Annotated in this window: 15 protein-coding genes and 1 pseudogene; 7 read left to right on the forward strand and 9 right to left on the reverse strand. The window is 58.6% G+C overall.

Going from position 1 to position 21,247, the window contains the following annotated elements; translation table 11 throughout:
- The first annotated feature begins 206 nt into the window (after window positions 1–206).
- The 4 genes from VF436_RS12330 (at window position 207) to VF436_RS12345 (ending at window position 3,907) form a co-directional block, all read left to right on the forward strand.
- Window positions 207–797, forward strand: a complete 591-nt coding sequence (locus VF436_RS12330) for an OmpA family protein (protein ID WP_330904327.1) — start codon at window positions 207–209, stop codon at window positions 795–797.
- A 6-nt stretch (window positions 798–803) separates the two neighbouring features.
- On the forward strand, window positions 804–1,193 hold the full coding sequence (locus VF436_RS12335) for a DUF4280 domain-containing protein (RefSeq protein WP_330904328.1): 390 nt from the start codon (window positions 804–806) through the stop codon (window positions 1,191–1,193).
- 20 nt (window positions 1,194–1,213) lie between these two features.
- Window positions 1,214–2,680: a hypothetical protein gene (locus VF436_RS12340; protein ID WP_330904329.1), complete on the forward strand. Its 1,467-nt coding sequence runs from the start codon at window positions 1,214–1,216 to the stop codon at window positions 2,678–2,680.
- A 93-nt stretch (window positions 2,681–2,773) separates the two neighbouring features.
- Window positions 2,774–3,907 (forward strand): hypothetical protein, encoded by a 1,134-nt coding sequence (locus tag VF436_RS12345; protein WP_330904330.1) that lies wholly within the window; start codon window positions 2,774–2,776, stop codon window positions 3,905–3,907.
- Window positions 3,908–3,985: 78 nt separating this feature from the next.
- Here the strand turns inward: VF436_RS12345 and VF436_RS12350 are convergent, their stop codons facing one another.
- The 9 genes from VF436_RS12350 to VF436_RS12390 form a co-directional block, all read right to left on the reverse strand.
- A complete protein-coding gene (locus tag VF436_RS12350; RefSeq protein WP_330904331.1) occupies window positions 3,986–4,642 on the reverse strand; it encodes a peptidoglycan-binding protein in 657 nt (218 codons plus the stop codon).
- Between the two features lie 13 nt (window positions 4,643–4,655).
- The gene (locus VF436_RS12355; RefSeq protein ID WP_330904332.1) at window positions 4,656–6,278 is read right to left on the reverse strand and encodes a hypothetical protein; all 1,623 of its coding nucleotides are present in this window, start codon (window positions 6,276–6,278) and stop codon (window positions 4,656–4,658) included.
- Window positions 6,226–7,425: a hypothetical protein gene (locus tag VF436_RS12360; RefSeq protein WP_330904333.1), complete on the reverse strand. Its 1,200-nt coding sequence runs from the start codon at window positions 7,423–7,425 to the stop codon at window positions 6,226–6,228. Before VF436_RS12360 ends, VF436_RS12355 begins: the two co-directional genes overlap by 53 nt.
- A 33-nt stretch (window positions 7,426–7,458) precedes the next feature.
- On the reverse strand, window positions 7,459–9,819 hold the full coding sequence (locus VF436_RS12365; RefSeq protein WP_330904334.1) for a type VI secretion system Vgr family protein: 2,361 nt from the start codon (window positions 9,817–9,819) through the stop codon (window positions 7,459–7,461).
- 130 nt (window positions 9,820–9,949) lie between these two features.
- Entirely contained in the window at window positions 9,950–12,589 is a 2,640-nt protein-coding gene (gene tssH / locus VF436_RS12370) for a type VI secretion system ATPase TssH (RefSeq protein ID WP_330904335.1), read from the reverse strand.
- A 52-nt stretch (window positions 12,590–12,641) separates the two neighbouring features.
- Entirely contained in the window at window positions 12,642–13,778 is a 1,137-nt protein-coding gene (gene tssG, locus VF436_RS12375) for a type VI secretion system baseplate subunit TssG (protein WP_330904336.1), read from the reverse strand.
- On the reverse strand, window positions 13,775–15,607 hold the full coding sequence (tssF, locus tag VF436_RS12380; protein WP_330904337.1) for a type VI secretion system baseplate subunit TssF: 1,833 nt from the start codon (window positions 15,605–15,607) through the stop codon (window positions 13,775–13,777). Before tssF ends, tssG begins: the two co-directional genes overlap by 4 nt.
- Before the next feature lie 272 nt (window positions 15,608–15,879).
- Complete coding sequence (locus tag VF436_RS12385; RefSeq protein ID WP_330904338.1) at window positions 15,880–16,431, reverse strand: hypothetical protein; 552 nt, start codon at window positions 16,429–16,431, stop codon at window positions 15,880–15,882.
- 72 nt (window positions 16,432–16,503) lie between these two features.
- The gene (locus tag VF436_RS12390) at window positions 16,504–18,357 is read right to left on the reverse strand and encodes an MltA domain-containing protein (RefSeq protein ID WP_330904339.1); all 1,854 of its coding nucleotides are present in this window, start codon (window positions 18,355–18,357) and stop codon (window positions 16,504–16,506) included.
- Window positions 18,358–18,609: 252 nt separating this feature from the next.
- Here VF436_RS12390 and VF436_RS12395 point away from each other — a divergent pair, with 252 nt between their 5' ends.
- The 3 genes and pseudogenes from VF436_RS12395 to VF436_RS12405 form a co-directional block, all read left to right on the forward strand.
- Window positions 18,610–19,560, forward strand: a complete 951-nt coding sequence (locus tag VF436_RS12395; RefSeq protein ID WP_330904340.1) for a TraB/GumN family protein — start codon at window positions 18,610–18,612, stop codon at window positions 19,558–19,560.
- Window positions 19,561–19,603: 43 nt separating this feature from the next.
- Window positions 19,604–21,031 carry a type VI secretion system baseplate subunit TssK gene (gene tssK, locus VF436_RS12400; protein ID WP_330904341.1) on the forward strand — a complete coding sequence of 476 codons (1,428 nt, stop codon included), beginning with the start codon at window positions 19,604–19,606 and terminating at the stop codon, window positions 21,029–21,031.
- A 3-nt stretch (window positions 21,032–21,034) separates the two neighbouring features.
- A pseudogene (locus VF436_RS12405) lies at window positions 21,035–21,247 on the forward strand (hypothetical protein); the annotation flags it as partial.

Below are 21,247 nucleotides of genomic sequence, written 5' to 3' on the forward strand. Positions count from 1 at the left end.
GGAGTCGCCGCCTGCGGCGGCTGTGAATAGTTAGCCTCCCGGGACTGTGTACGGTGTTGCGATGTCGCCTCCTGATTTCTGACCGTTCTAAACCCCTCGGTCTAGAGCGAATTGTCTATCGAAAATCGCGTCAACCTTTCGGAGACTGAAGGACATCATCCGGAGGTATTTCCGGATATGTCCAGGCAGCATCGAGGAGGATGCTCATGCACAGTCGTCATTTCAAAATCAGCCTGCTGGCTGCCGGTTTGTTCATCAGTGCCGGGGCCCTGGCACAGGATGCTCCCGCGGCTTCCAGCAGCGCGCCTTCCGTGCAGACCATCGTCGATCAACTGAAGGTCAAGGACGATGATGATTCGGTCGTTATTGGCGGTACGCGATCGCTGCGACTCGGTGGAGCGGCAGCCGCTGGCAAGGCGGCCGACGCACCAACCACGCCGAGCACGCCACCGCCGCCTGCATCGATCTCGATGCAGATCCAGTTTGCGTTCAATTCCGACCGCATCGAGGGCGCGTCAGCGACCACCATGAACAACCTGGCCACGGCATTGCGCTCGGATGAGCTCAAGGGGCGCCAGTTCCAAGTGGTCGGCCACACCGATGGTGTCGGTTCTGCCGGTTATAACCTGCATCTGTCACAGATGCGCGCCGATTCGGTCAAGCGTTTCCTTACCTCGCATGGTGTCGATGCCGGCCGGCTCAGTGCCAGTGGCAAGGGCGCCAGTGAGCTGCTCAACAAGGCCGATCCGACGGCAGCGGAGAATCGCCGCGTCGAAATCGTGGCCAGCGGCGGCTGATCGACCATGCCTTGCCATGTGGTCAATGGCGCCATGTTGGCCTGCAGTTTTGGCGTGGCGCCATCGAGCCTGGTCGTGCTGCCGATCAACCGGATGTTGTCGAGCAACCAGCCGGCAGCCACCATCCAGGACCATATTCCCATGACCCACATCATGCCCTTTGGCATGTGTTCGTCACCGAGCAATCCGCAGGTCGCGGCGGCTACCGCGGCGGCGATGGGCGTACTGACGCCACAGCCGTGCATTCCAGCGACCACGTCGCCCTGGGTCACCGGCACGCCCACCATGGTGCTGGGCAGTCAACCCTGCCTGGATAACACCCATACCTGCATGTGCATGTGGGGCGGGGTGGTGACCGTGGTCAGCCCCGGGCAGATGACCGAGGTCATTCCCTAGTCGCGTTGAAAGGATGAACGGTGGCGACCATTCAGGATGCCAGTCTAGTCATGGGCTTGTCTGAAAGCGGTGTGGCGGCCGATCACCCTTCGTTGGTTGAAAAGCCTGCCGTTGTTGCCCCAACCGATAGCGACGCTGTCAATCGGCTTCGAATCCTGGTGGCGCCTATCGCTTGCTGGCGAATGGATGACATTTGCTTTGATTTTGACTCATCATTTCCTGGCTTGAATGTCGTGGCAGGGCTTGCTCATCTGAGCTCGTTATTGGCGAGGCACTCGCCCCCCTCGTACACGGCAAAAAAAACTCCTGCGCAAAACCAGGGATGCCCGATATCGATCTTTGGTCACGCAGATCCGGTAGGCAGTGACGATTACAACAAGAAGCTCAGCGGGCGACGTGCAGCTGCGGTGTACGGATTGCTAACCCATCAAGTCGAATTATGGGAAGAGCTGTACTCCCAACCTCTGGGAGACGACAAGTGGGGCAGGCCGGCACTGCAAGTCATGCTTGATGCGACAGCTGATAGTGGCGTGCCAGAAAATGCCGAAAACTATCAGCAAGACGCAGGAAGACGCAAAGATCTTTACCGACGCTACATGGAGAAACTCTGGTCGTCCAGCCAGGTTCTGGCAAAAGGAGACTTTCTTGGCGGAGGCTTGGATGCAGGCGGGAAGGCAGATTATCAGGGCTGCAGCGAATTCAATCCTCAATTGCTCTTGTCGCAGAGCGAGGAAAATTCGTTTGCACAAACCCAGGATCACATGCCGAGAAATGCGGCTAACGCGCCTAACCGACGGGTCGTGCTCCTGATTTTTCGCAAGGGAGCACAAGTCCAGCCTGATCTGTGGCCGTGCCCTCGCGTAAAGGAAGATACATCGGCATGCCGAAAGCGCTTCTGGTCCGACGGCGAAACGCGACGAGGTACGCATCTGCCTGATGCAAGGCGCTCGTATGAAGACGCCCAGGATACCTTCGCCTGCCGTTTCTACGATCGCCTCACCAGTGCTTCGCCGTGTGAGCGAGTGATCAAGGTTCGCCGGATACGGCTTTATGATCCTGATGGCAAAGCTATCGCCAATGCGCCATATCATATTGAAATGGATGGAGATATCTCGACGGCTCAGTCGGGGACGGCGACGAGGGAGGGCGTATTGACCTTGCGGAATATTTCCGTGCCATCGACATGTGCCATTCGCTGGGGCTTGCCGCCGGCGGCCGGGGAAAATCCTGACTATATATATGGCCTAAGCATGTACTTATCCATCCCGGATGCCGATGCATCGGAAGAAGTCCGCATGAAGCTGAACAATCTCGGCTATGGCATGCCGGATTCGGCGGATAACATCAAGGGATTTCAGAGCGATTACGCCACGCTCGACACGCCGCCGCTCGAAGTAACAGGACAACTCGATGACCAGACACTTAAGGTATTGCGCACGGTTTACGCCGAATGTGCCGATGACCTGCGCGCGACGACAATTGTCTGATGGAGCTTGGCGCGACTATCGCGCGCAGAGGGAGCGTTCCTGTGCTTTTTGGGCTGATTCACGCGTGGCAAGCAACCAAATAGAGATCAAGGCATGAGTGATGATATCCAGCCGGCAGTGCCGGTTTTGCGTTCACCGACTATGGAAGTGGGTATCAACTACGCGTGGGCGTTCAATCGATACGGCACCTGGATCGGACCACGTGATATCGAAAAAGAGCTTCCCACAGGCATAGGTGACGAAATACCTGTATTTCGTGACATTAGGGCCAACCCGCCGGAAGGCACTCTCGCCGCCAACCTCACAATCCTGAAGAATGAGTTCAAGATAAGAAAAGTCAGGATGTTCATCCTGTGCAATGCCTATAACTACGGTCATTACCCAATAAGCAATGTCACGCCGTCTGGTCGTTCATTTTTTACTGCTCCTACCTCGTTACATCCCCTTTTTCTAAGTCATTTCAGGCAGCTCCTGGAGGTCTTCCAGAGCAAGCAGATGCAGATCATTCCGTCGCTGCTGGACTTTGGAGCGATCTACCCGCGTTTGGGAAGTGGTGGCGGAAGGACGAGTATTGTCACATCGCAGCGTGAACGCTTTCTTGAAACTGTGGTCGCTCCCTTCGTCAACCTCTCCAGGAGCTTTCGCGACACTATTTATGCATGGGAAGCCATCAATGAGCCATATTGGAACGTCATGACTGGCTTCGGCAAGGCAAGGCCTCACACGAGCGATTCCGGACCGGACGTCTCCAAGGATGTCATGGCGAGCTTTATCCGCGACATGATAAATATCTTCCAGGATGCGGGATTTGAATCGACCGTGGGCCATCGCTTTCTTGATGACCTGACGGAAAACGTCATGCCTTCGGGGACGCTGCCCCAGTATCATTACTATGCATTGACTCCCTATGTGCCAAATATCGGCGGAGCGTATCGTTCGGATCCAATGGCGATTCCGGAGTTCGATCCAGCCAAGCCGCGATTTATCGGTGAGATCGCAGCCGGTGTCGATCGTTCCTGGCCTGAATGTAACGGCGCCGACTCCAGCGTTGCCGATGCTGCATTCGAAAGGTTGAAAGTGTTGGCCAAGAAAAATTACAAACTAGCTTTTCTGTGGCCGGATATGCATGACAGCGCCAGTAACGATGACCTGAAGTTTTCAAGAGGAGCTCAGGAATCGATCAAGCGTTTCACGACCGGGTTATTTCCCAATGGCATTCCACCTTGATGAATAAATTCAAAAAATATCGCCTTGTACGTCATGCATTTGAGGTTTGCCTGTGGCAACCTCGGGACAAGTTTGCCGTCAGCAGCCGTGGATGGACTTGAGCTTGGCCTGGGTCTGCGGGCCGCAGATGCCATCAACTGTCAGCTTGTTCTCGCACTGAAATTCCTCAATGGCAGATTTGAACGCCCGATCCTGTTCGGCTGGCGTGGCGTCGTCAGGTAGCGAGGCCCCATAACCCAGGTTGTTAAGGCGTTCGCGTTGTCCGGATACCTCATCGATCGGGTCTAGCTCCCCAATACGCAACGGGACCATGACGTGATCCATGGCGGTATTGCTGTCCCTGGCAATCAATTGCAGGATTTCAGCTTTCGCGGATATGCCATGTTGCAGCTTTCCGCTTCCGTCGGAGCTGATCGCCTGGGTGTCGCCGTCGATGCTTAAGTCGAATGAGACATGGGCCAACGGCTTTTGATACGCCCGTTCAAGTACCACGATCAGTTTAAGTGGATTGCGCTTGAGGCTGAATTTGTGCCGTTGGTCAACCGCCCGGGATTCGTCCTTGGTTTGTTTGTCTGGAATGGACAGCTGATCACCAGGATAAAGAATATGGGGATTCTTGCGCTGTTGCTTCAGCGCGGCATTGTCAGGATGATTCCAGATGGTATTCCAGTCAGCGAATCCGAACTGGGCAGCGATTTTGGCCAGGTGATCGCCTTGCTTGACGATATAGTTCATGGAGTCGTCCCTCCTAGCTGCGAGCCTTGGTCATATCGATCACCTGGACACGCTCAACGACATGGCTCACGCCGCGTCCGTAGCGCAGCATGTAGTAAAACATGGCCCAGCTACCGTGACCACTGATAATCTGCTCACCGCCGGCAGCCAGCCCGGCAGCCAGGAGCTGTTTAGCGGCCTTGCCCTTACTGCTGATATCGAGAGCATAAGCCGAGCCATGGTGAAAGACGATCTGCCACTGGCCGCCATCTACGTGAATGTTTCCAGTAGGCTTGATCTCACACTTGTACTTGAAAGCATGGCTGTTGAGCATGTCAAAAGTGATTTTCTGGTTGGGCGGAACAAGCGGGGCACCAATCTTAGTATACGGCTTGAAGCCCTCCCAGCCTTTGATATGGTCGGGTTGGGCGAACGATCCATTGCCCCAGCGGGTATGAGTATGCAAACAATCGTGAATACAGAAAGGAGCCATCGCGATGTTGAGCAAAGAGCTGTCATTGGGAAAGCTAGCTCGCGTAGCGGCAGGTGCTTTCATCTTCGGCGCAAGATGCAGATTGTCGAATTCGCCCTGGCTGGAGAGCTTTTCGAAGTCAAGAAGATCGGTATATATCCTGTCTTGGATCTTCATGGGTGGGACATCCGTGAAAATGCGGTTGTTGACCACGGCGTCGCTAATGGTGCGTTTGGGCTTGGCCGGATCGATCATGACATACGGGCCGGGAGGAGGGTCTATCCAGTAGTGACTGAATGTTTCTTTCCAGGTTACAGGTAATCCGCTTGTATTGTTGAGATCGCCAAAAAACTCGGCGCTGATTTCATGATTCATCTCTTCCCCGTCCATCATGTCATGACCGGGGGGAAGTGTTGCCGGGCGATTGATCCGTATTTCGGCGTTTATCTTGTCCAGTGACTGGTTGGACATGGTATAGATAAGCGGATACATGCGACCGGCCCCCAGGATGCCGCCTGGTTCAAAATCATAGCGTAGCTTGCAGCACACCATGCTCACCACGACAACGATGTAGAGGTTGGCCAGGGCAATCGTACATATCGAATCCTTGCCGACTGTTCCATCAACCGGAAGATGCGAGTCGACTGGATTGGGCATGAAGTTCTTGTCCTGGAATATGGACGTGTTTACTTGTTGTGGTGTGCTGGATGTGCCTGGTGGCCCCAGGTCGTAGCAGAATACATGTTGAAAGCCCTTGTCGATACGCGCTTCCAATGGCCATAAGCTATTGGTTCCTGCGGCCACGAAGCCACCATCAAGATATTCGCTGAGAGCCAGGAACTGGCGAGTCAACGGCAGGTCGACCGTGTTGCCATGGATGTCTATCTGGATGGGGCCCCATAGCACGTCGTCGCATACCGTCATCGCCATGAAATTCATGCTCTGGACTTTACATGTCAGCCGATTAATGCGATTTAGCTGATTTGCGAAGTTATGCGAGAAATGCCAGATCTGTTTGTCTTCTTCGTCACTGGCACTGGGGTCCGCATCGGGTAGTGCTGATGGAGGTTCCATGCCAGTCGGCTTATTGCCGTGGGCGGCGCGAAGAAGGGTGCCACTATTGAGAATGTCGTCAAGGCTGGGCATTGGATTGAAGAGGGGTGTGTTCGACGTGGGAAACCGCATCGGTTTCGGGAGTTGTGATGTGCACAACGCTAAAGACTGTGCCGGGATGGCCCATGACAAGCACATTGCCGTGCTCGTCGGCGGTGTAGGTTTGTGTATTGCCGCTTGGGCCGCGGATAACCACTTGGGCGCCAGCAATGGGGCGCTTGGTAAATTCTTCGACAAAACGGAATACCAGCGGCTCTGGTGGCTTTTCGCACGGCGATGCAGTAACCAGGCGGTCGTAAAATCGGCAGGCAAACGTATCTTGAGTCTTGCCGTATGAGCGCGATTCGTTGGCTAGGCGCGTTGATCGCCGTCTTTCTCCATCGGACCAGAAGCGCGCGTGGCAACCAGATGCTCCCTCGCTTGCGCGAGGGCAAGGCCATCGCGAGGTATCGACAACGGTTCCTTTTTCAAACAGCAGCATCAATACGCGCCGGTTAGGGGCATTGGCTGCGTCGCGTACTGCTTTTTCGCCGCTGTCGTATTGAGTCGATAGCACCACCAGTGGATTGAATTCCCCACAACCTTGGTAGTCACCTTTGCCGTCGGCATCGGCGCCGCGCGCCAGAAAGTCGGTTTTCTGAAGGAGAAGCGAGCCACATAGCTTGTCCATGTAGCGTTTGTACAATTGCTGTCGCTTGGAAGTATCGTTGCGATAAGGTGCCACAGGGTCGCTGTGGTCCGGTCCACTCTTGGGATCGCCACTGCCTGCACCGTCAACGGCATTGAGCATGGCGCGTAGTGAGGGGTCGCCCCAGCGATCGTTGTTGGCGGGAGAGCTGTAGAGCTTGTCCCACAAGCTGGGTTGTCGAGTCAATGCAGCATATACAGCGATCACGCGGCGGCCGCTCAGCGTCTTGTTGTTGGCATCGTCACCCACTGGATCGGCGTGGCCGAACAAAGACATGGTGGCGCCATCATGCTGCTTCATGAGTGCTTCAAGTAAGCGCATTTCTTCCTGCACGCCTGGACGTATGAACGACGAGGCGAATTCAAAACGCACGTCGTCGACGCGAAGACAAGCGATTGGCTTGAGCGCGGTCACGATGCGATTAGCGTCATTGGCAGTCGTGGTGGCTACCTTGGGTGTAAGAGCCGTTGGAGCCGGATGGTGAGACGCCACGCCACCGTCACTTCCTTGAGGCGAGCTGTTATCAGACATGTCTTGCAACTCCAGAAATGGATGCGACAGAAATCAAGCCGGCGTCCATGCTTCTTTTTCCAGGTCAGGGAACGTCACCTTGCATTGACCTGGATCGATGTTTGTTACTTTGAATAGACCCTTTTCGTCGGTTGTGCCTTCGGCTACGGTGAGTCCATCGGGTAACGTGACACGAACCTGCTCTCCGGGTACGGGCTTGCCGGCATCGTCAAGTAGTTCGACTTCCAGATAGTGCTTCTTGTCCTTGTTGGCGGGATCATTTGCGTCATGGGTGGGCGCCGATGAGGCAACTGATTTGCCGGATTTCGACGCAGCCTGATTAGAAGCATCCATTTTCTCACCGGGTTTGGCTGAGTCCGCTATCGCTGGATCTGTAATCTTGGTAGGAGAGACCAATGATGCTGCTTCGCCCACGCCTGGTGAGCCTCCGGAATTGATCATCACCGTGGGTGATCCAACCATGGTGATACCAGCCCCGGAGATCGTGATGAAATTGCCGCCCACCTTCAGGGTAAGCATCGTTCCAGCTTCAATGACTACGTTGGAGCCCGCCTTCAGGTAATAGTCGCTCTGTACCTGTTCGCTATGGGTCTGGAATGATTCGCCAACCCCGCCGGTAACTTTCATGGATAGCGAACCTCCGATACTGATGGCTTGCTTGCCATCAAGCTTGAGGTGGTCATCTCCATTGATTTCAGCAATGCGGTCTTTCTTGATGTGCAAGCTATGGGTGCGGCGCACTTCCTCCAGCCTGTCACGTTTGACGATCAGACTGCGATCTTGCTCAACCCATTCGCGGCTGTCGTTGCCAATACGGCGATCCAGATCCATCTGGGCATTGATGAATAGCTGCTCGCTGCCTTTCTTGTCCTCGAAACGCAGTTCGTTGAATCCACCCCCACCCTTGGTCGACCATGACTTGATCGTGCTCTTGGTCATTTCACCGGGTAGCCCATACGGCGGCATGTTGTCGCCGTTGTAGACGCAGCCGGTGACCAGGGGCTGATCCGGGTCGCCATGCAGGAAGTCGACGATGACTTCCATGCCAATGCGTGGAAGAAAGAAGGTTCCCCAGCCACGTCCGGCCCAGGCCTGGGAGACGCGGATCCAGCAGGTACTCTTGTCATCCGCACTGCCCAGGTGATCCCAGAAAAAGTGGACTTTCACGCGACCATACTTATCGGTGTAAATTTCTTCGCCTGACGGCCCCGTGACCACGGCGGTCTGTGGTCCATACATGCGCGGCTTGGGCGTCGTGCGGGCAGGGCGGAACGGCGTGGCCAGCGGGCGCACGACGAAGTCGTTGCGATAGAACGCTTCGCCGTTGTCCTCGTCCAGGTTGTTCTCGCCACGGTGCCTGGCGCTCAGCACGCGCCAGGATGGCTTGAGCACGTCATTGGGCGGGTCGTCCAGTTCGAACGCGGTGCCGGCGCGCACATCCAGGTGAGTGCTGGCGCCTTCAAGTTGCTCATGGGCGGCTTCCTCGATCTCCATGGCCAGCTTGCTGCGCCCGTCGCCGTCTGCATGCTCCTGGTAGCCGCCAGGATAGGCGTAGCGGTTCAACCCCTTGACCACGCCGGCGTCAAGTACGGAGTCCACGCTGGATTCGAGATTCTGGGTCGGCTTGATGAAATTGTAGTCGCGCATGGAGACGCTTGCGCTGCGCATCTGCTGGTGGCGTGCGAGTGAGAAGACGACAGGTTCATCCTGGTCGGCCCAGTTTGTCGCGTAGCGCAGGTTGGTGACGTTGCCCTTATAGTCTTTCTCCTGGTGATCGCTGATGACCAGGATGTCTTCCTGCTTCTTCGGGTCATGCTTGAAGAAGTAGTGGATGCCGGCATCTTCGAGCAGTCGTGCGATGAAATCGAAGCTGCTTTCGTTGTATTGCACGCAGTAGTCGAGCGCAGGATAGTTGCCTGTGAGATCGCTTTCATGCGTACCGAGCTTGAGCTCGTCGAGAATCGTATCGACGATGTCCGGGATATTCAGGTTCTGGAAAATGCGGCAGTCATGCACCAGCTTCAGTTGCCAGAACCAGGGGACGATCTCCGCTTCATAGGCAGTCATTTCCTGCGTGTCACCCGCGCCGGCGAACCAGGCTGAGCCTGCGCGGCCGAAGCTGGCGACAATGCCGCTCCAGCACGAGCCGTCTTCGTCGTTACCATTCTGGGCATCGGCCCATAGCGTTACGCGCTTGCCAACGATTTTTTTGGCGTCGATCGCGTCGTCTTCAGAGACCATCCACAGGCGAAACGCGAATGGTCGCGACAACGCTTCCTCGCCATCGAAGCGATGCAACAAGAGCGCATCGTCACCCAGCGGTGTGGTGACATAAAAGGGACGCTTCTGGGTCGAATACGACATGGCGGCACGATGGCTGGCGATACGAACCATCTTGCGCAGTCCGTACGCACACGACTATTTGTGGGATGGACTAGACCTTCTGGCCTAAGGGTGCCGAAGCCGAGGGAAAGAGCATCGCCTTGCAGGAGGAACGATGCCCAGGCCTTGGCGACTCGGAGGTTCACGACAACGCGTACGTAAAGGCAGCGTCGTCCGCAACGGCGACGTGGATCTGGCGCACACAGTCACCACGTCCCATCCACGCGAGCACTTCGCCGGCCACTTCGGGAAGCAGGCTTCCACTGAGGATGTTATCGATGTTACGGGCGCCGGAATCGACTTCTGTGCAACGCGCCGCGACGGTCTCGACCAGTGGCTCGTCGTAGGTAAAAGCTGCGGCATGGTTGGCGGCGATGCGCTTGGCAATCTTGCCCAGCTTGAGGCGAACGATCTTTTTCATGTCTTCGTCGCGCAACGGATAATACGGGATCACCGTCGTTCGCCCGATGAACGCCGGCTTGAACTGCGCGTTGAGCGTGGGTCGAAGGAGTTCGCGCAATTCCTCCACCCGCGGCGTCTCGCCGGAGCCCGAGCATGCTTCCATGACCAGGTCTGTACCAGCGTTGGAGGTGAGAATGATGATGGTATTCTTGAAATCGATTTCGCGCCCTTCACCGTCCTCCATGACGCCTTTGTCGAAGACCTGGAAGAACAGCTCCAGCACGTCCGGATGTGCCTTCTCGATCTCGTCCAGCAATACCACAGAGTAAGGGCGTCGGCGCACGGCCTCGGTCAGTACGCCGCCTTCGCCGTAGCCGACATAGCCGGGTGGTGAGCCCTTGAGGCTGGAGACGGTGTGTGCTTCCTGATACTCGCTCATGTTGATGGTGATCATGTTGCGCTCACCGCCGTACAAGATGTCGGCCAGCGCGATCGCAGTCTCGGTCTTGCCTACGCCCGAGGTGCCCACCAGAAGAAAAACGCCTTTTGGTTTGTTGGGGTCTTCCAGGTTTGCGCGCGACGTGCGGACACGCTGGGCAATGGCTTCCAGCGCATGGCTTTGGCCGATGACGCGCTCCTCGAGAAGTTCACGCAGGCGCAGGACATTCTGCACCTCGTCGGCCACCATCTTGCCCAAGGGAATGCCTGTCCAAGCGGCTACGATCTGCGCGGCACTGCCTGCATCGACCACCGCGTGGACCATCGGCGAGGGTCCTTGCAAGCCTTTCAACTCCAGTCGGAGTCGGTTGAGCTCGTCGATCGTGGCCTGGCGCTCGGGCGCATCGGCGGCAAGCGCCTCGGCCATATCGAGTTGGGCGTGAATCTTCGCGACCAGGTCCAGTTCCTGCTGCCAGCGGCGTTCAAGCATTTCCAGCGACGCCTTGAGTGTCTCGGCTTCGGCGTCGATGACTGCCAGGCGAGTGGCGTGATCGCTGCCACTTGCCGCTTCCTTGCCCAACTGCTCGCGTTCGGAATCCAGGGCGTGCAGTCGCTTGCGGCTATCCTCGACCTGGGGAGGAATCGAGTTCAGGCTGATGCCGATACGTGCGCATGCGGTATCGAGCACACTGACCGCCTTATCCGGTAACTGGCGCCCAGCGATATAGCGTGCTGACAGTTTCACCGCCTCAGTCAGGGCTTCATCCAGCACGCGTACCTTGTGATGGCCAGCCATGGCCTTGGCTACTCCCCTTAGCATGGTGACGGCCTTGCTCTCGTCTGGCTCGTCCACTTTCACGACCTGGAAGCGACGAGTGAGGGCGGCATCTTTTTCGAAATATTTCTTGTATTCGCTCCAGGTCGTTGCCGCAATGGTGCGCAGTTCACCACGGGCCAATGCGGGCTTGAGCAGATTGGCGGCATCGTTCTGGCCGGCCTGGCCGCCAGCACCGATCAGCGTATGCGCCTCGTCAATGAAGACGATGATGGGTTTGCTGCTGGCCTTGACCTCGTCCAATACACCTTTCAGTCGATTCTCGAACTCACCCTTGACGCTGGCACCGGCTTGCAGCATGCCCAGATCCAGCGACAACAGTTCCACGTGCTTGAGAATGGGCGGTACGTCACCCGTGGCGATACGCGCGGCCAGACCTTCGACGACGGCGGTCTTGCCGACCCCGGGTTCGCCGGTCAGGATCGGGCTGTTTTGCCTGCGCCGTGACAGGATGTCGACCATCTGGCGAATTTCCTCATCGCGCCCCAACACTGTATCCAGCTTGCCATCACGGGCGCGCTGGGTGAGGTTGCTGCAATATTTGTCCAGGTTTGGCGTCGCGCTCGGCTTGCTTTCGCCGGCGCCGGAACCTGTCGATGCCGCGATCTGGCCATCCCCCAGTCCGCGCGCCTCGCGTGCTTCGACCGAGGCATCCACCAGGGCATGAAAATTTGCCTGCAGCGTTTCCACGTTGACCTGTTGCAGGCTGCGCGCCGAAACCAGGCGCCGCAAGGCCGGGGTCGCGAGCAGGGCGGTCAATAGATGACCACTACGGATACGGCTTTCACCGAATTCGATCGACGCATATGCCCAGGCCTGCTCAAGCCACTCGGGAATATGGGCAGATAAGGCTGGAGTACGCGTGTTGCCTGTCTTGAAGCCATCAAGAGTTTGGCCTAATTCACGCTCCAGCAGTTCCGGGGTGCTATCAAATTGACGCAGGATACGTCGGATGTCGCCGTTGTCTATCTCAGTCAGCTTCAACAGAAGATGTTCTATCTCGACATCATGGTGGGTGCGCGAAAGACACAGCCCCGCGGCACTCTCCATCGCATTGCGGCAAGGTGAATTCAGTCGTGCGACCAGGGCGCGGATATGGATCGTCATGATGGTGCTCTCCCTATGAAATTTGATACAGGATATGGATCGTGCGAGGCATTTAGCCCAATCCGGCGAAAACAAAGCGGCATTCATCGGCAGGCTTACGACTGCGACGGCCGGTCAGCCAGCTGTTCCAACCCAGTCGTGCTGGTTTCGCGCCACCGAGGCGGGCGCCGGGTACATCGCTGGCATGCAACAGCAGTTGGATATCCAGGTCGAGTGCCTGTCCGGCCAGGAACCGAAGCAATTCGACTACCGCTTCCAGCAACTCTCCCTGTGGCAGCAGCTGGTCGAAGCGGCGGCCTGACAATGGACCGATGCGCATGCGAATTGTCATCTGTCGGTCCCAGAATTGGCTGCCAAGCACCACGCCCGCGCCTATGCGGTGATTGACCGCGCCTAGTCTCGTGCGATCGCGCAAGGGGATTTTCTGCCAGGTACCGTGGCAACCCAGAACGCTTACGTGGGCGCCAACGACGTCTCCAGCAATCTGCGCCAGTGTGCCGACGCCTCGGGGTTTTTGCGCCACCAGTCCGCTGTAGTAACCCAACGCCCTGGCTGGAAGACCATGCGCGTGAGGGCCCGACACGCGGGCATAAAGTGCGGGTGTGCCGAGTCCGATGATGTCGTAGATGTGGCGCAGCAATGTCTGGCCGCGTACGTCACTGTCGAGCTCTTCGCTGACATCAATGCGGTGTCGCGCCCAGGCTCTCCAGAACAGGGCGATCAAGCGGTGATTGAATAAGTCCAGGAAGTCACGCGAGGCCGTGTCGCGCGCCTTCATTTGAGCGACAAGCCACTCCGTATAGTGCCGCGGCAGTTCGCCGGAAGGCCCAGTCAGGCCGATGAAGTTTACCTTCATGGCATAACGCGGCGCCGAGGAAGCCTGTGACGGCTCTACCGCCAGGGCATGTAGTTCGCTCGGTGGAAAGAACAGGTTGGCAGGTACACCAAAACGTACGTGGTCACGATCGGCCCCCGCGCCCTGGCGGGGAGGCGTGCCATGCGCGCGATAGAGCAGGCGAACAGCCTGGAAGAAGTCGAAACGCTCCGGGTGGCGAAGCAACGTATCCAGAGGTGCATGAGGCACCAGGCCAGGGACCGTGACAGCTCCGGCCAGCCGTTCGCGCGGCCGGCTGTCATGGATTTCGTCGTCGGATGCCGTGAACTCCATGGAGGCATCAGTCGTGTTCATACCAGGGCTTGGGCGCCGGCTCGCGGCGCGAAGCTGGCTATGGGCTCTTCGCGTTGCAGGCTTCTGGCGGTAAGACGGGTGTAGGAGCTTGCATTGCAGTAAAGACCAAAGAACAACTCCAGCACGCGTGCCAGCACATAGGCGCCAGAACCGACGTACTGCTGCTCGTCGAAGGTCAATTCGATATCCGTGCCGCGCACGAAAGCCTGTCGCGGAGCGGCGCCGACCCGGCTCAGCGACGCCTGGCTGGATACCGCAACGATACCGCCGATCTGCTTGCGCAAAGTGGCCGAATCGGCAACGTTGTACAAGCTGAGGATCTCCAGCAAGGCGTCGCGTCCACCCTCCACCAGCGACAGATGATTGAGCGACAGATGCGAAATGAGCCGCCATTGGTTGGCCAGCCGCATCGGTGCACGCCATGTGGGCGTGGGCTTCTTCAACAATCGCGCTCTTGCAATGACGCCGCCATCCTCCGATTGCAGCAGGTTCTCCTCGCCCCCGAACGGTATCTGCGATGGCAGGTCACGATTGGTGCAGGTCAGGCTCAGTGACAGGGTTTCCACCGCCGGCACCCGAGGGTCCATCTGGCGGTCGACCAAGGCAATGGACATCTCGGTGCCATCGTCACCGGGACGTGCGGACGGCAGCCGCTGTGCATGCCAGAAGCAACCGCTCTCATCCCCTTCCAGGCCATGGCGAATGGAGAAGAATGGCAGGAATTCGCTTCCCTGGCTTGATTCATGGGTACGTGTCAGTCGCTGTACACGATCTATCGAATAGATCTCCATGCCAAGCGGGCGGCGTACGTCCGGAACCACCTGATATTGATTCAATTCCTGGGTAACCCGGATAGGTTCGGCTTGCTGGCGGAATAAATTGATGACTGGCGTGCAGTGGAGCCGAAAGCTGTCGCGGTGGACGCTTTGCTCCAGCCGCGAGGCACGTTCGGGGCGACCGAAGGAGCGCAATGAGATGCGCAATTCAACAGACTGGCCAAAGGGTTTGAGTTCAAGCCCGTGGATGTCGATAAACAGGAACTTCTCGGGAAGAGTGAAATATTCCTGTAGCAGCCGATAGCCGAGGAAGCTGCGTGGGTCATCATCGAGCATGCCCTGGTCGGGTTCGAATCCCACCGCGTTGACGCAACCTTCCGGTAGCAGTTGGCGCTTGGCTGGCATGCCCTCCGGAGCGATCGCTTCGACCTGGGCTACGTTGTTGAGAAGCAATTCGTGCAATGCGTGTGCGAGGGGGCTTTCGCCATCCAGGTAGAAGCGCAGGCGGTTTATGTCCAGTGTTGCCAGATCGATCTTGCCTGTCGTCTCCAGGCAGATGCGAATCGTCGCGGCAATATCGCTTCCGCGTATCGCAAATGCCGAGCGCTCCACGGACTCAAACGAGGCCGAGGTGACTTGCAATGGCCAGACATCGACGGGGTAGGAGGTGCGGTAACGCACCGGCATGCCCTGCACGGCACGCGTGAGGAGCATCGTGCCGCGCGGAATGTTCTGCACGGTCGTCAGCTCGGCGCCCGGCGCGGGCATCAACTGGGCGATCGACATCGACGGCACGGGCCGCAGATAGTGCGGATACAGAACCGAAAGAAGTGCCTCGGTGATCTGTGGGAAATCATCGTCGAGCTTTTTATGGATACGCGATGCGATGAAGGCAAACGATTCGATAAGGCGCTCGACGTGCGGGTCTTCGCATACATCGCCTTCCAGTGAAAGCCGGGCAGCGATCCGTGGATAGCGTGCCGCGAACTCCTTCGATAGCGAACGCAGGCTGGTGAGCTCGTTTTCGTAGTAGGGAAGAAGTGCATCGAGCATGATTGTCGCCGGGAATACGGAACACCGCGGTCCTGCAAGTCTCGACCAGCCAGCCGCGCGGCTCCATTCATCGGAGGGTATAGAACCTATGGTGTGGTCGTGTCGCCCAATTTTTTCCGGAACCAGGGTGATGTCGTGCAACCGCTGAAAGGCGACCTTGAATCACGCTTCATGGCGAAGCGTCATCGCGAACGAAGTTTAGAAACCTGATCGCCTCGTCGATGCCGCGACAATGGGAATCGGAGCGGTATGGCTCGTCGCGTCGACCTGCATTATTCGCCCTGCCATTGCGACGGATAGCGCCGCGACCAGGTGACATTGCCTGCAGGGCCATAGGAAAGCACCAGGCCTTCATAGGTCGTTATTACGCCGAACGGGTAGGTCTGGTTCAACTCCGTCTGCGTCTCGGTCGATGCTACGACATAGCAGCTTGCTGCCCTGGCCATTGCCGAGACGAACATGTTGCCATCGCTGACGCATACACCGGTACCTGTCGTGGTGTTGCAGCTTGGATCGATGTATGCGGGACGGCACGCAACCAGCCAGATTTTGTCGACCAGGCCAGACAGCCCGCTGAACAGGCCGACATTGTTGCGATTGAAGCCCTGGCCGATCAGTATGGCACCGGGAATGCCATGGCTGTGGATCACCAGGTTCTTCAATTTTCCGCCTTCGGCGCCGCGTGCCACCGTGGCCACCCAGTCAATGATCTGCCTTGCCGTGGTGGCTCCGGATACGTCCCAGGAATTCCACATCTGCAAGCGACCAATGCGTGGCGAAGTCACTGCATTGAGGACCATGGCAGGCTGTTCGATGCTGATCATGAGCGGTCTCCTTATGTGCCCGATCGTTTGGCAACGTGCTGTGGCGGGCTCTACGATGGTGTTTGCGTGCGATCAATTCTCGACACAGCTATCGTCGTCGGGGATGACGCATTCCGGTGCATGGCCCGCATCGCCCAGGCCGCGTGTGCGCACCTTCGGATTGAGGGCACCCAGGGTCAGCCCCTTGGGGAGCAGCAGCCACATGCGCCCATTGGCGTTCATGGACGCGGCCAGGCTGCCGGCGTCTTCACCGAAGCCCCAGAAGAAGTCGTCACGTACGCTGCCGCGGATCGCGCCGCCTGTATCCTGGGCGAACATCAGCCGCTCCAGGCTTCCCGCGCCCCCGGGTGCCGATGTGGCAATGAACACGGGTGCTCCCAGTGGCGTGGTGCGCGGATCGACCGCCAGTGAGCGGCCTGCGGTCAAGGGCACGCCCAAGGCGCCCACCGGGCCTTGTGGCCCATCGGCGGTCGAGCGAAAGAACACATAGCTGGGATCGCCAATGCCGCTGACACTACCGCCCGCCACGCCGCGTGGCGTAGCCAGGTGCTTGGCGGCGCCAGCATGTTGTGGATCGGCAGCAAGCCGGGCTGCGTCGGCACCCGTGATTTGGCTGGTGCCCACGTGGGTAGGGTCTTGTGGCGGACGCACGGGACTGGCAGGGGTCTTTCCCAGCAGCTGCGCAATCATGGACTGCACCTGCGGGTCCTGCGCCGTGGGCGCTGGTGCCACCGGTATGGTCGCGGGCGCTGCGACGGGCGCCTGTGCCGGTGCGGGGTGCTTGTCACCGGAAGGCGTGTGCTTGAGTTGAGTAATGATCGCCTGCACCTGGGCATTGCCTGCGCTATCTTCCGCACTGGCCGCGCGCGCGTGGGCAGGAGCGGCGGACGCTTGTGTCGCAGCTGCCGGTTGCGCGCCGCTCTGCTGCTTCAACTGACTGATGATGCTTGCGACGTCGTCGGCTGGAGCGTGGACCGCGTCGATGGCCGCACTGGCCGCGCCCAGGTGCAGGCCACGTGTCTTGATGGCGCTGCTGGCAGCAGCCGAGTCGCTGGCCGATGCATTGGGCAGGAACGGCTGGCCGTTTTGCTCGGCGTAGGCAAGACGCAGCATGCTGCCGTCCTCGAGCTGGATTTTCCCCGATCCTTGCACTTGCATGGAGTACAGCGCATAGGCATCGGCAACCCATGCAAGTACTGGTGCGTCGATACCGTTTGCCTCGATCTCCTGACGCGTGTAGTAAGGCAGCACTTGATCACCGTCAATGCGCACGCGATAGCGCTTGTCAGCCAGGCCTGGTGTATCGCTGCCTAATGCCAGCGTGTATTCGCGTGCGTCGGCCGTGCCCGGAGCTGCCGCCAGCAAACGCCCGTTGTCGATACGTAGCCATTGGTGTTCGGCGCCGCTCAGTGATCTGGCGTCGAGTTCGTAAAGGTCGCGTGGCGCGCCATAGACCGGGAAACGAAACGCGTCATGGCGTTGGCTGCTCCCTTGCAGCTTGGGTTCGTAGTAGCCGGTAATACGTCCGTCGGCCGTGGCGTCGGGATTCATGACCTGGTAGACCTGGAAGTGTGCCTCGAAGAACTGCCGTGCAGCGTCATCGCTGCGCTGATCGGCGCTACCAAGGTCCGCGCATGCGCCTGCCCACGCGCTCTTGCGCGAGAGCACCGCGCATGAGCGGGCAAATACCTCCAGGCTTTGGCGAAGCGTATCGCTGTTCCAGCCAGGCACTTGCTGGAAAGGCACGGGTTGAAAGCGCGCATACCGGGTAACGAACGGTTGTGCCAGGGTGTCGGCACTGGCTGGCGCCGGCACGCTCTGCGTATTGGCCTGGGCTAGGCAGGTCGGCGTGCCCATGAAGAACGTCATGCATGCCACGAACCACGTCCATGGCAAGCCATAGGATGTTTTGCACGATCGTTTCATATCTCGATGCCATGACTTGGGACGCCGGCATGATCAGGCGGTGTCCGCGCGCAGTGCCATACGACGGATGCGCTATGACCATTGCACCAACCTCGACAAGCCACCTGTCCAGGCCGCCCTGATCGAACGGCCTAGTCTCTCTGTGATATGGCTGGCGAGTGGTCGCAGTCGTGAGAATCCCGGCTATCGAATCAGGGAGCAGCGACGATGCACTCGGCGCGTGGGACAGGCAACTGGAATGGCGGATGCACGATGTTCGTACTGGCATGCTTGTTTGGCCTAGCCGCTTCATCGCGAATAGCCAGCGCACCGGCCGTGCCTGCTTCGACATCCACTTCGGCAACGGCTACGCCGGTCGATTTTGACTGGCGGCATGCCCAAGGCGTGCTGTTTCGCGTCCATTCCTCCCGTGTCGGCGCTTCCGACAGCCTGCTTTTCGGCACGATCCACATCGGGGCGGCGCGTGATATTGGTCTCGATTCCCGGCTTGTGCGGCAAGCGGTGTTGTCCAAGCACGTGCTGGTCAACGAGGTCGACGGCACTATGCCGTGGCTACCACGTTATGACCATTATCGTTTCCTGGGCGAGGGCCAGAGCCTGGATAAGCTCCTTGGCGATCATGCATTCGCCGAACTGGCGCGCCTGCTACCCGGGCACGGTACAACGCGGCTTGTTCGCTACAAGCCCTGGGTCGCGATGACGTTGCTGGAAGAAGGTGAGGACGTGCCGGCACCCGGTATTACACGAGGACAGCCGAGCATCGATCACGTCGTGGAGGACATTGCCCGCACGCAGGGTTTGCGGCTGGTTCATCTGGAGACGCTGGAAGACCAGCTGGCTGCGCTTGATTGCACGCTGCCTGACGAGTACGCCGTGGTGTTGCGCCAACGCCTGGCCGATCCGTCCGAGCTACGCACGGCGACAGAGCGTGCCCTGTCTTTTTATCGGGCAGGCCATCTGGCGGCGTGGCTGGAAGACATCGATGCAATGCCTGGCCTGGATGAAAAGGGCCGCGTAGCGGAACGGCAGGCGCGCACCTGCCTGATCGAACAACGCAATGCGCGCTGGATCGAGGAACTGGAACCGCTATTGCGTGATGGCGGTTGTTTTGTCGCGGTTGGCGCGATTCATCTCACGGGTAGCGAGGGTTTGCTCGCCGGACTGGCGCGCCGCGGTTTCGCGGTCAGCGTCCAGGCCTGGTGAGCGCGCACGCATACGTAGCAACACGGCATACAGGACAAACGTCATGCACGCAGCACGGCAGGTACACTGGGCGCAAGGGGGCTTTCTCACGCCACAACATCTCCAGGCTATGGATGCCTGGCAGCAGGCCTATGCGTTACGCCTGCATCGCCAGTTCTCTCCGTATCATTGGGGCTTTGAATCACTGGTGTTGCGCGAGGATGCGCTGGCCAACGGCATGGCGACGCTGGAGCGTTTCGCCTTGCTGACACGAAACGGGGAATGGGTCAGTGGCGGCGTAGCGGCAACGGCTGAGGGCGGTGGCAACACGCGCCTGCCCGAGCGCAGCCTGCTCGAATTGCCGGTGACCAATAACGACCCGATTGCCTTGCACCTGGTGTTCAAGCGCGAGCGCACACTCGATGGATTGGGGCGTGCGGACGAGCGCAGTCGCTTGCCCGCCAGGCATCGACTGGATGGAGAGACGCGTGCCGATCCCTACGATCCGCAGGCTCCGTCTGCAGAGCTGGATTTCCTGGGCTACCAGGCCCAGATCATCACCAGCCTCGACGAAGGCGCCGATGCGCTGCTGGCGGCCTGCGAAGCGTACAAATTCGCCGAAATCGTGCCCCAGGGACCGGGTCGCTTCAAGCTCTCCATCGATTACATCCCGCCTTTGGTTGCCCTCAATGGTTCGGTGAATCTATTGCGCTGGACACGCGCCTTGCGTGACCTGCTGGTCGCCCGTGGCGCCGATTTCTCCGGCACGAAGCGCCAACGTGGCATCCGTGCCGCCTCCACCAGCGCGCAGGAAGTCATGCGTGTGGTGATGATGCAAACCTTCGCCCGTTACATCGCCGACTTGCAGGAACACGTGCGGGGGGCAGTGATCTCGCCTTATGCGTTGTACCAGCAGCTACGCGAACTGGTGGCGGAGTTTTCGGTCTTTTCCGAAGAAGTCAGTTTCGCTGGAGGCTTGCGCGCCAATCCCGCCGAGACAGAACTTCCGCCTTACGACCATGACAATCTACGCCATTGCTTCAGGCTCGCCTTCCAACGTGCCGAAGTCCTGATCAAGGCGCTTACTGTTGGCGCCGAAGTTGGCATTACGCTGACCTACGACGGCAAGCTGTACAAGGCCGACGTGCCAGCGAACCTGTTCGAATCGGATAAGACGCGGTTCTATCTGGCATTCGAATCGGAGCTTCGCGGACAGGACCTGTTCGGGCGTCTGTCGCGCACGGGCAAGATCTGCTCGATCGAAGAGATGCCGCGTCTGCTCTCGGCTGCTTTATTCGGTCTCAAGATCGATCTGCTGCCTGTACCGCCTGAGGAATTGCCGCAGAAGACACCTAATACCACCTACTTTCTCGTCGATACGCGGCATCCGTTCTGGCAGGGTATCCGCAACGCTCGCAATATGGCGGTATTTTGCGATTTACCGCCGGACCAGACAGTCATCAAGCTCTATCCCGTTGGCGCGGAGGAGTAAGCGATGGCACGCCTGTTGGAATATTTCATGCCGCTGTTTTCCTTTGGCCTTGGTATCGACGAGCAGATTGCGGCCAATAACGCGCAAGGTGGCTTGGACGAGGTCCAGGCGCGTGTGCGCGCCCTGATCGAGCAGGCCCGCAACACCGCGCTTGCTGCGGGCAAGCCGGCTCCGGCTGTGGAATCGGCGACCTTTGCTGTGGTTGCCTGGTTCGAT

The organism is Dyella sp. (assembly GCF_036384435.1).
In the GTDB taxonomy this organism is placed as follows: domain Bacteria; phylum Pseudomonadota; class Gammaproteobacteria; order Xanthomonadales; family Rhodanobacteraceae; genus GSA-30.

Excerpts from the sequence above, each read along its gene's own strand:
- VF436_RS12360 (WP_330904333.1), bottom strand. The coding sequence starts at position 7,425 with ATGTCTGATAACAGCTCGCCTCAAGGAAGTGACGGTGGCGTGGCGTCT.
- VF436_RS12385 (WP_330904338.1), bottom strand. The coding sequence starts at position 16,431 with ATGATCAGCATCGAACAGCCTGCCATGGTCCTCAATGCAGTGACTTCG.
- tssF (WP_330904337.1), bottom strand. The coding sequence starts at position 15,607 with ATGCTCGATGCACTTCTTCCCTACTACGAAAACGAGCTCACCAGCCTG.
- VF436_RS12365 (WP_330904334.1), bottom strand. The coding sequence starts at position 9,819 with ATGGTTCGTATCGCCAGCCATCGTGCCGCCATGTCGTATTCGACCCAG.
- VF436_RS12335 (WP_330904328.1), top strand. The coding sequence starts at position 804 with ATGCCTTGCCATGTGGTCAATGGCGCCATGTTGGCCTGCAGTTTTGGC.
- VF436_RS12345 (WP_330904330.1), top strand. The coding sequence starts at position 2,774 with ATGAGTGATGATATCCAGCCGGCAGTGCCGGTTTTGCGTTCACCGACT.
- VF436_RS12350 (WP_330904331.1), bottom strand. The coding sequence starts at position 4,642 with ATGAACTATATCGTCAAGCAAGGCGATCACCTGGCCAAAATCGCTGCC.
- VF436_RS12330 (WP_330904327.1), top strand. The coding sequence starts at position 207 with ATGCACAGTCGTCATTTCAAAATCAGCCTGCTGGCTGCCGGTTTGTTC.
- VF436_RS12390 (WP_330904339.1), bottom strand. The coding sequence starts at position 18,357 with ATGAAACGATCGTGCAAAACATCCTATGGCTTGCCATGGACGTGGTTC.
- tssG (WP_330904336.1), bottom strand. The coding sequence starts at position 13,778 with ATGAACACGACTGATGCCTCCATGGAGTTCACGGCATCCGACGACGAA.
- tssH (WP_330904335.1), bottom strand. The coding sequence starts at position 12,589 with ATGACGATCCATATCCGCGCCCTGGTCGCACGACTGAATTCACCTTGC.
- VF436_RS12355 (WP_330904332.1), bottom strand. The coding sequence starts at position 6,278 with ATGCGGTTTCCCACGTCGAACACACCCCTCTTCAATCCAATGCCCAGC.
- VF436_RS12395 (WP_330904340.1), top strand. The coding sequence starts at position 18,610 with ATGTTCGTACTGGCATGCTTGTTTGGCCTAGCCGCTTCATCGCGAATA.
- tssK (WP_330904341.1), top strand. The coding sequence starts at position 19,604 with ATGCACGCAGCACGGCAGGTACACTGGGCGCAAGGGGGCTTTCTCACG.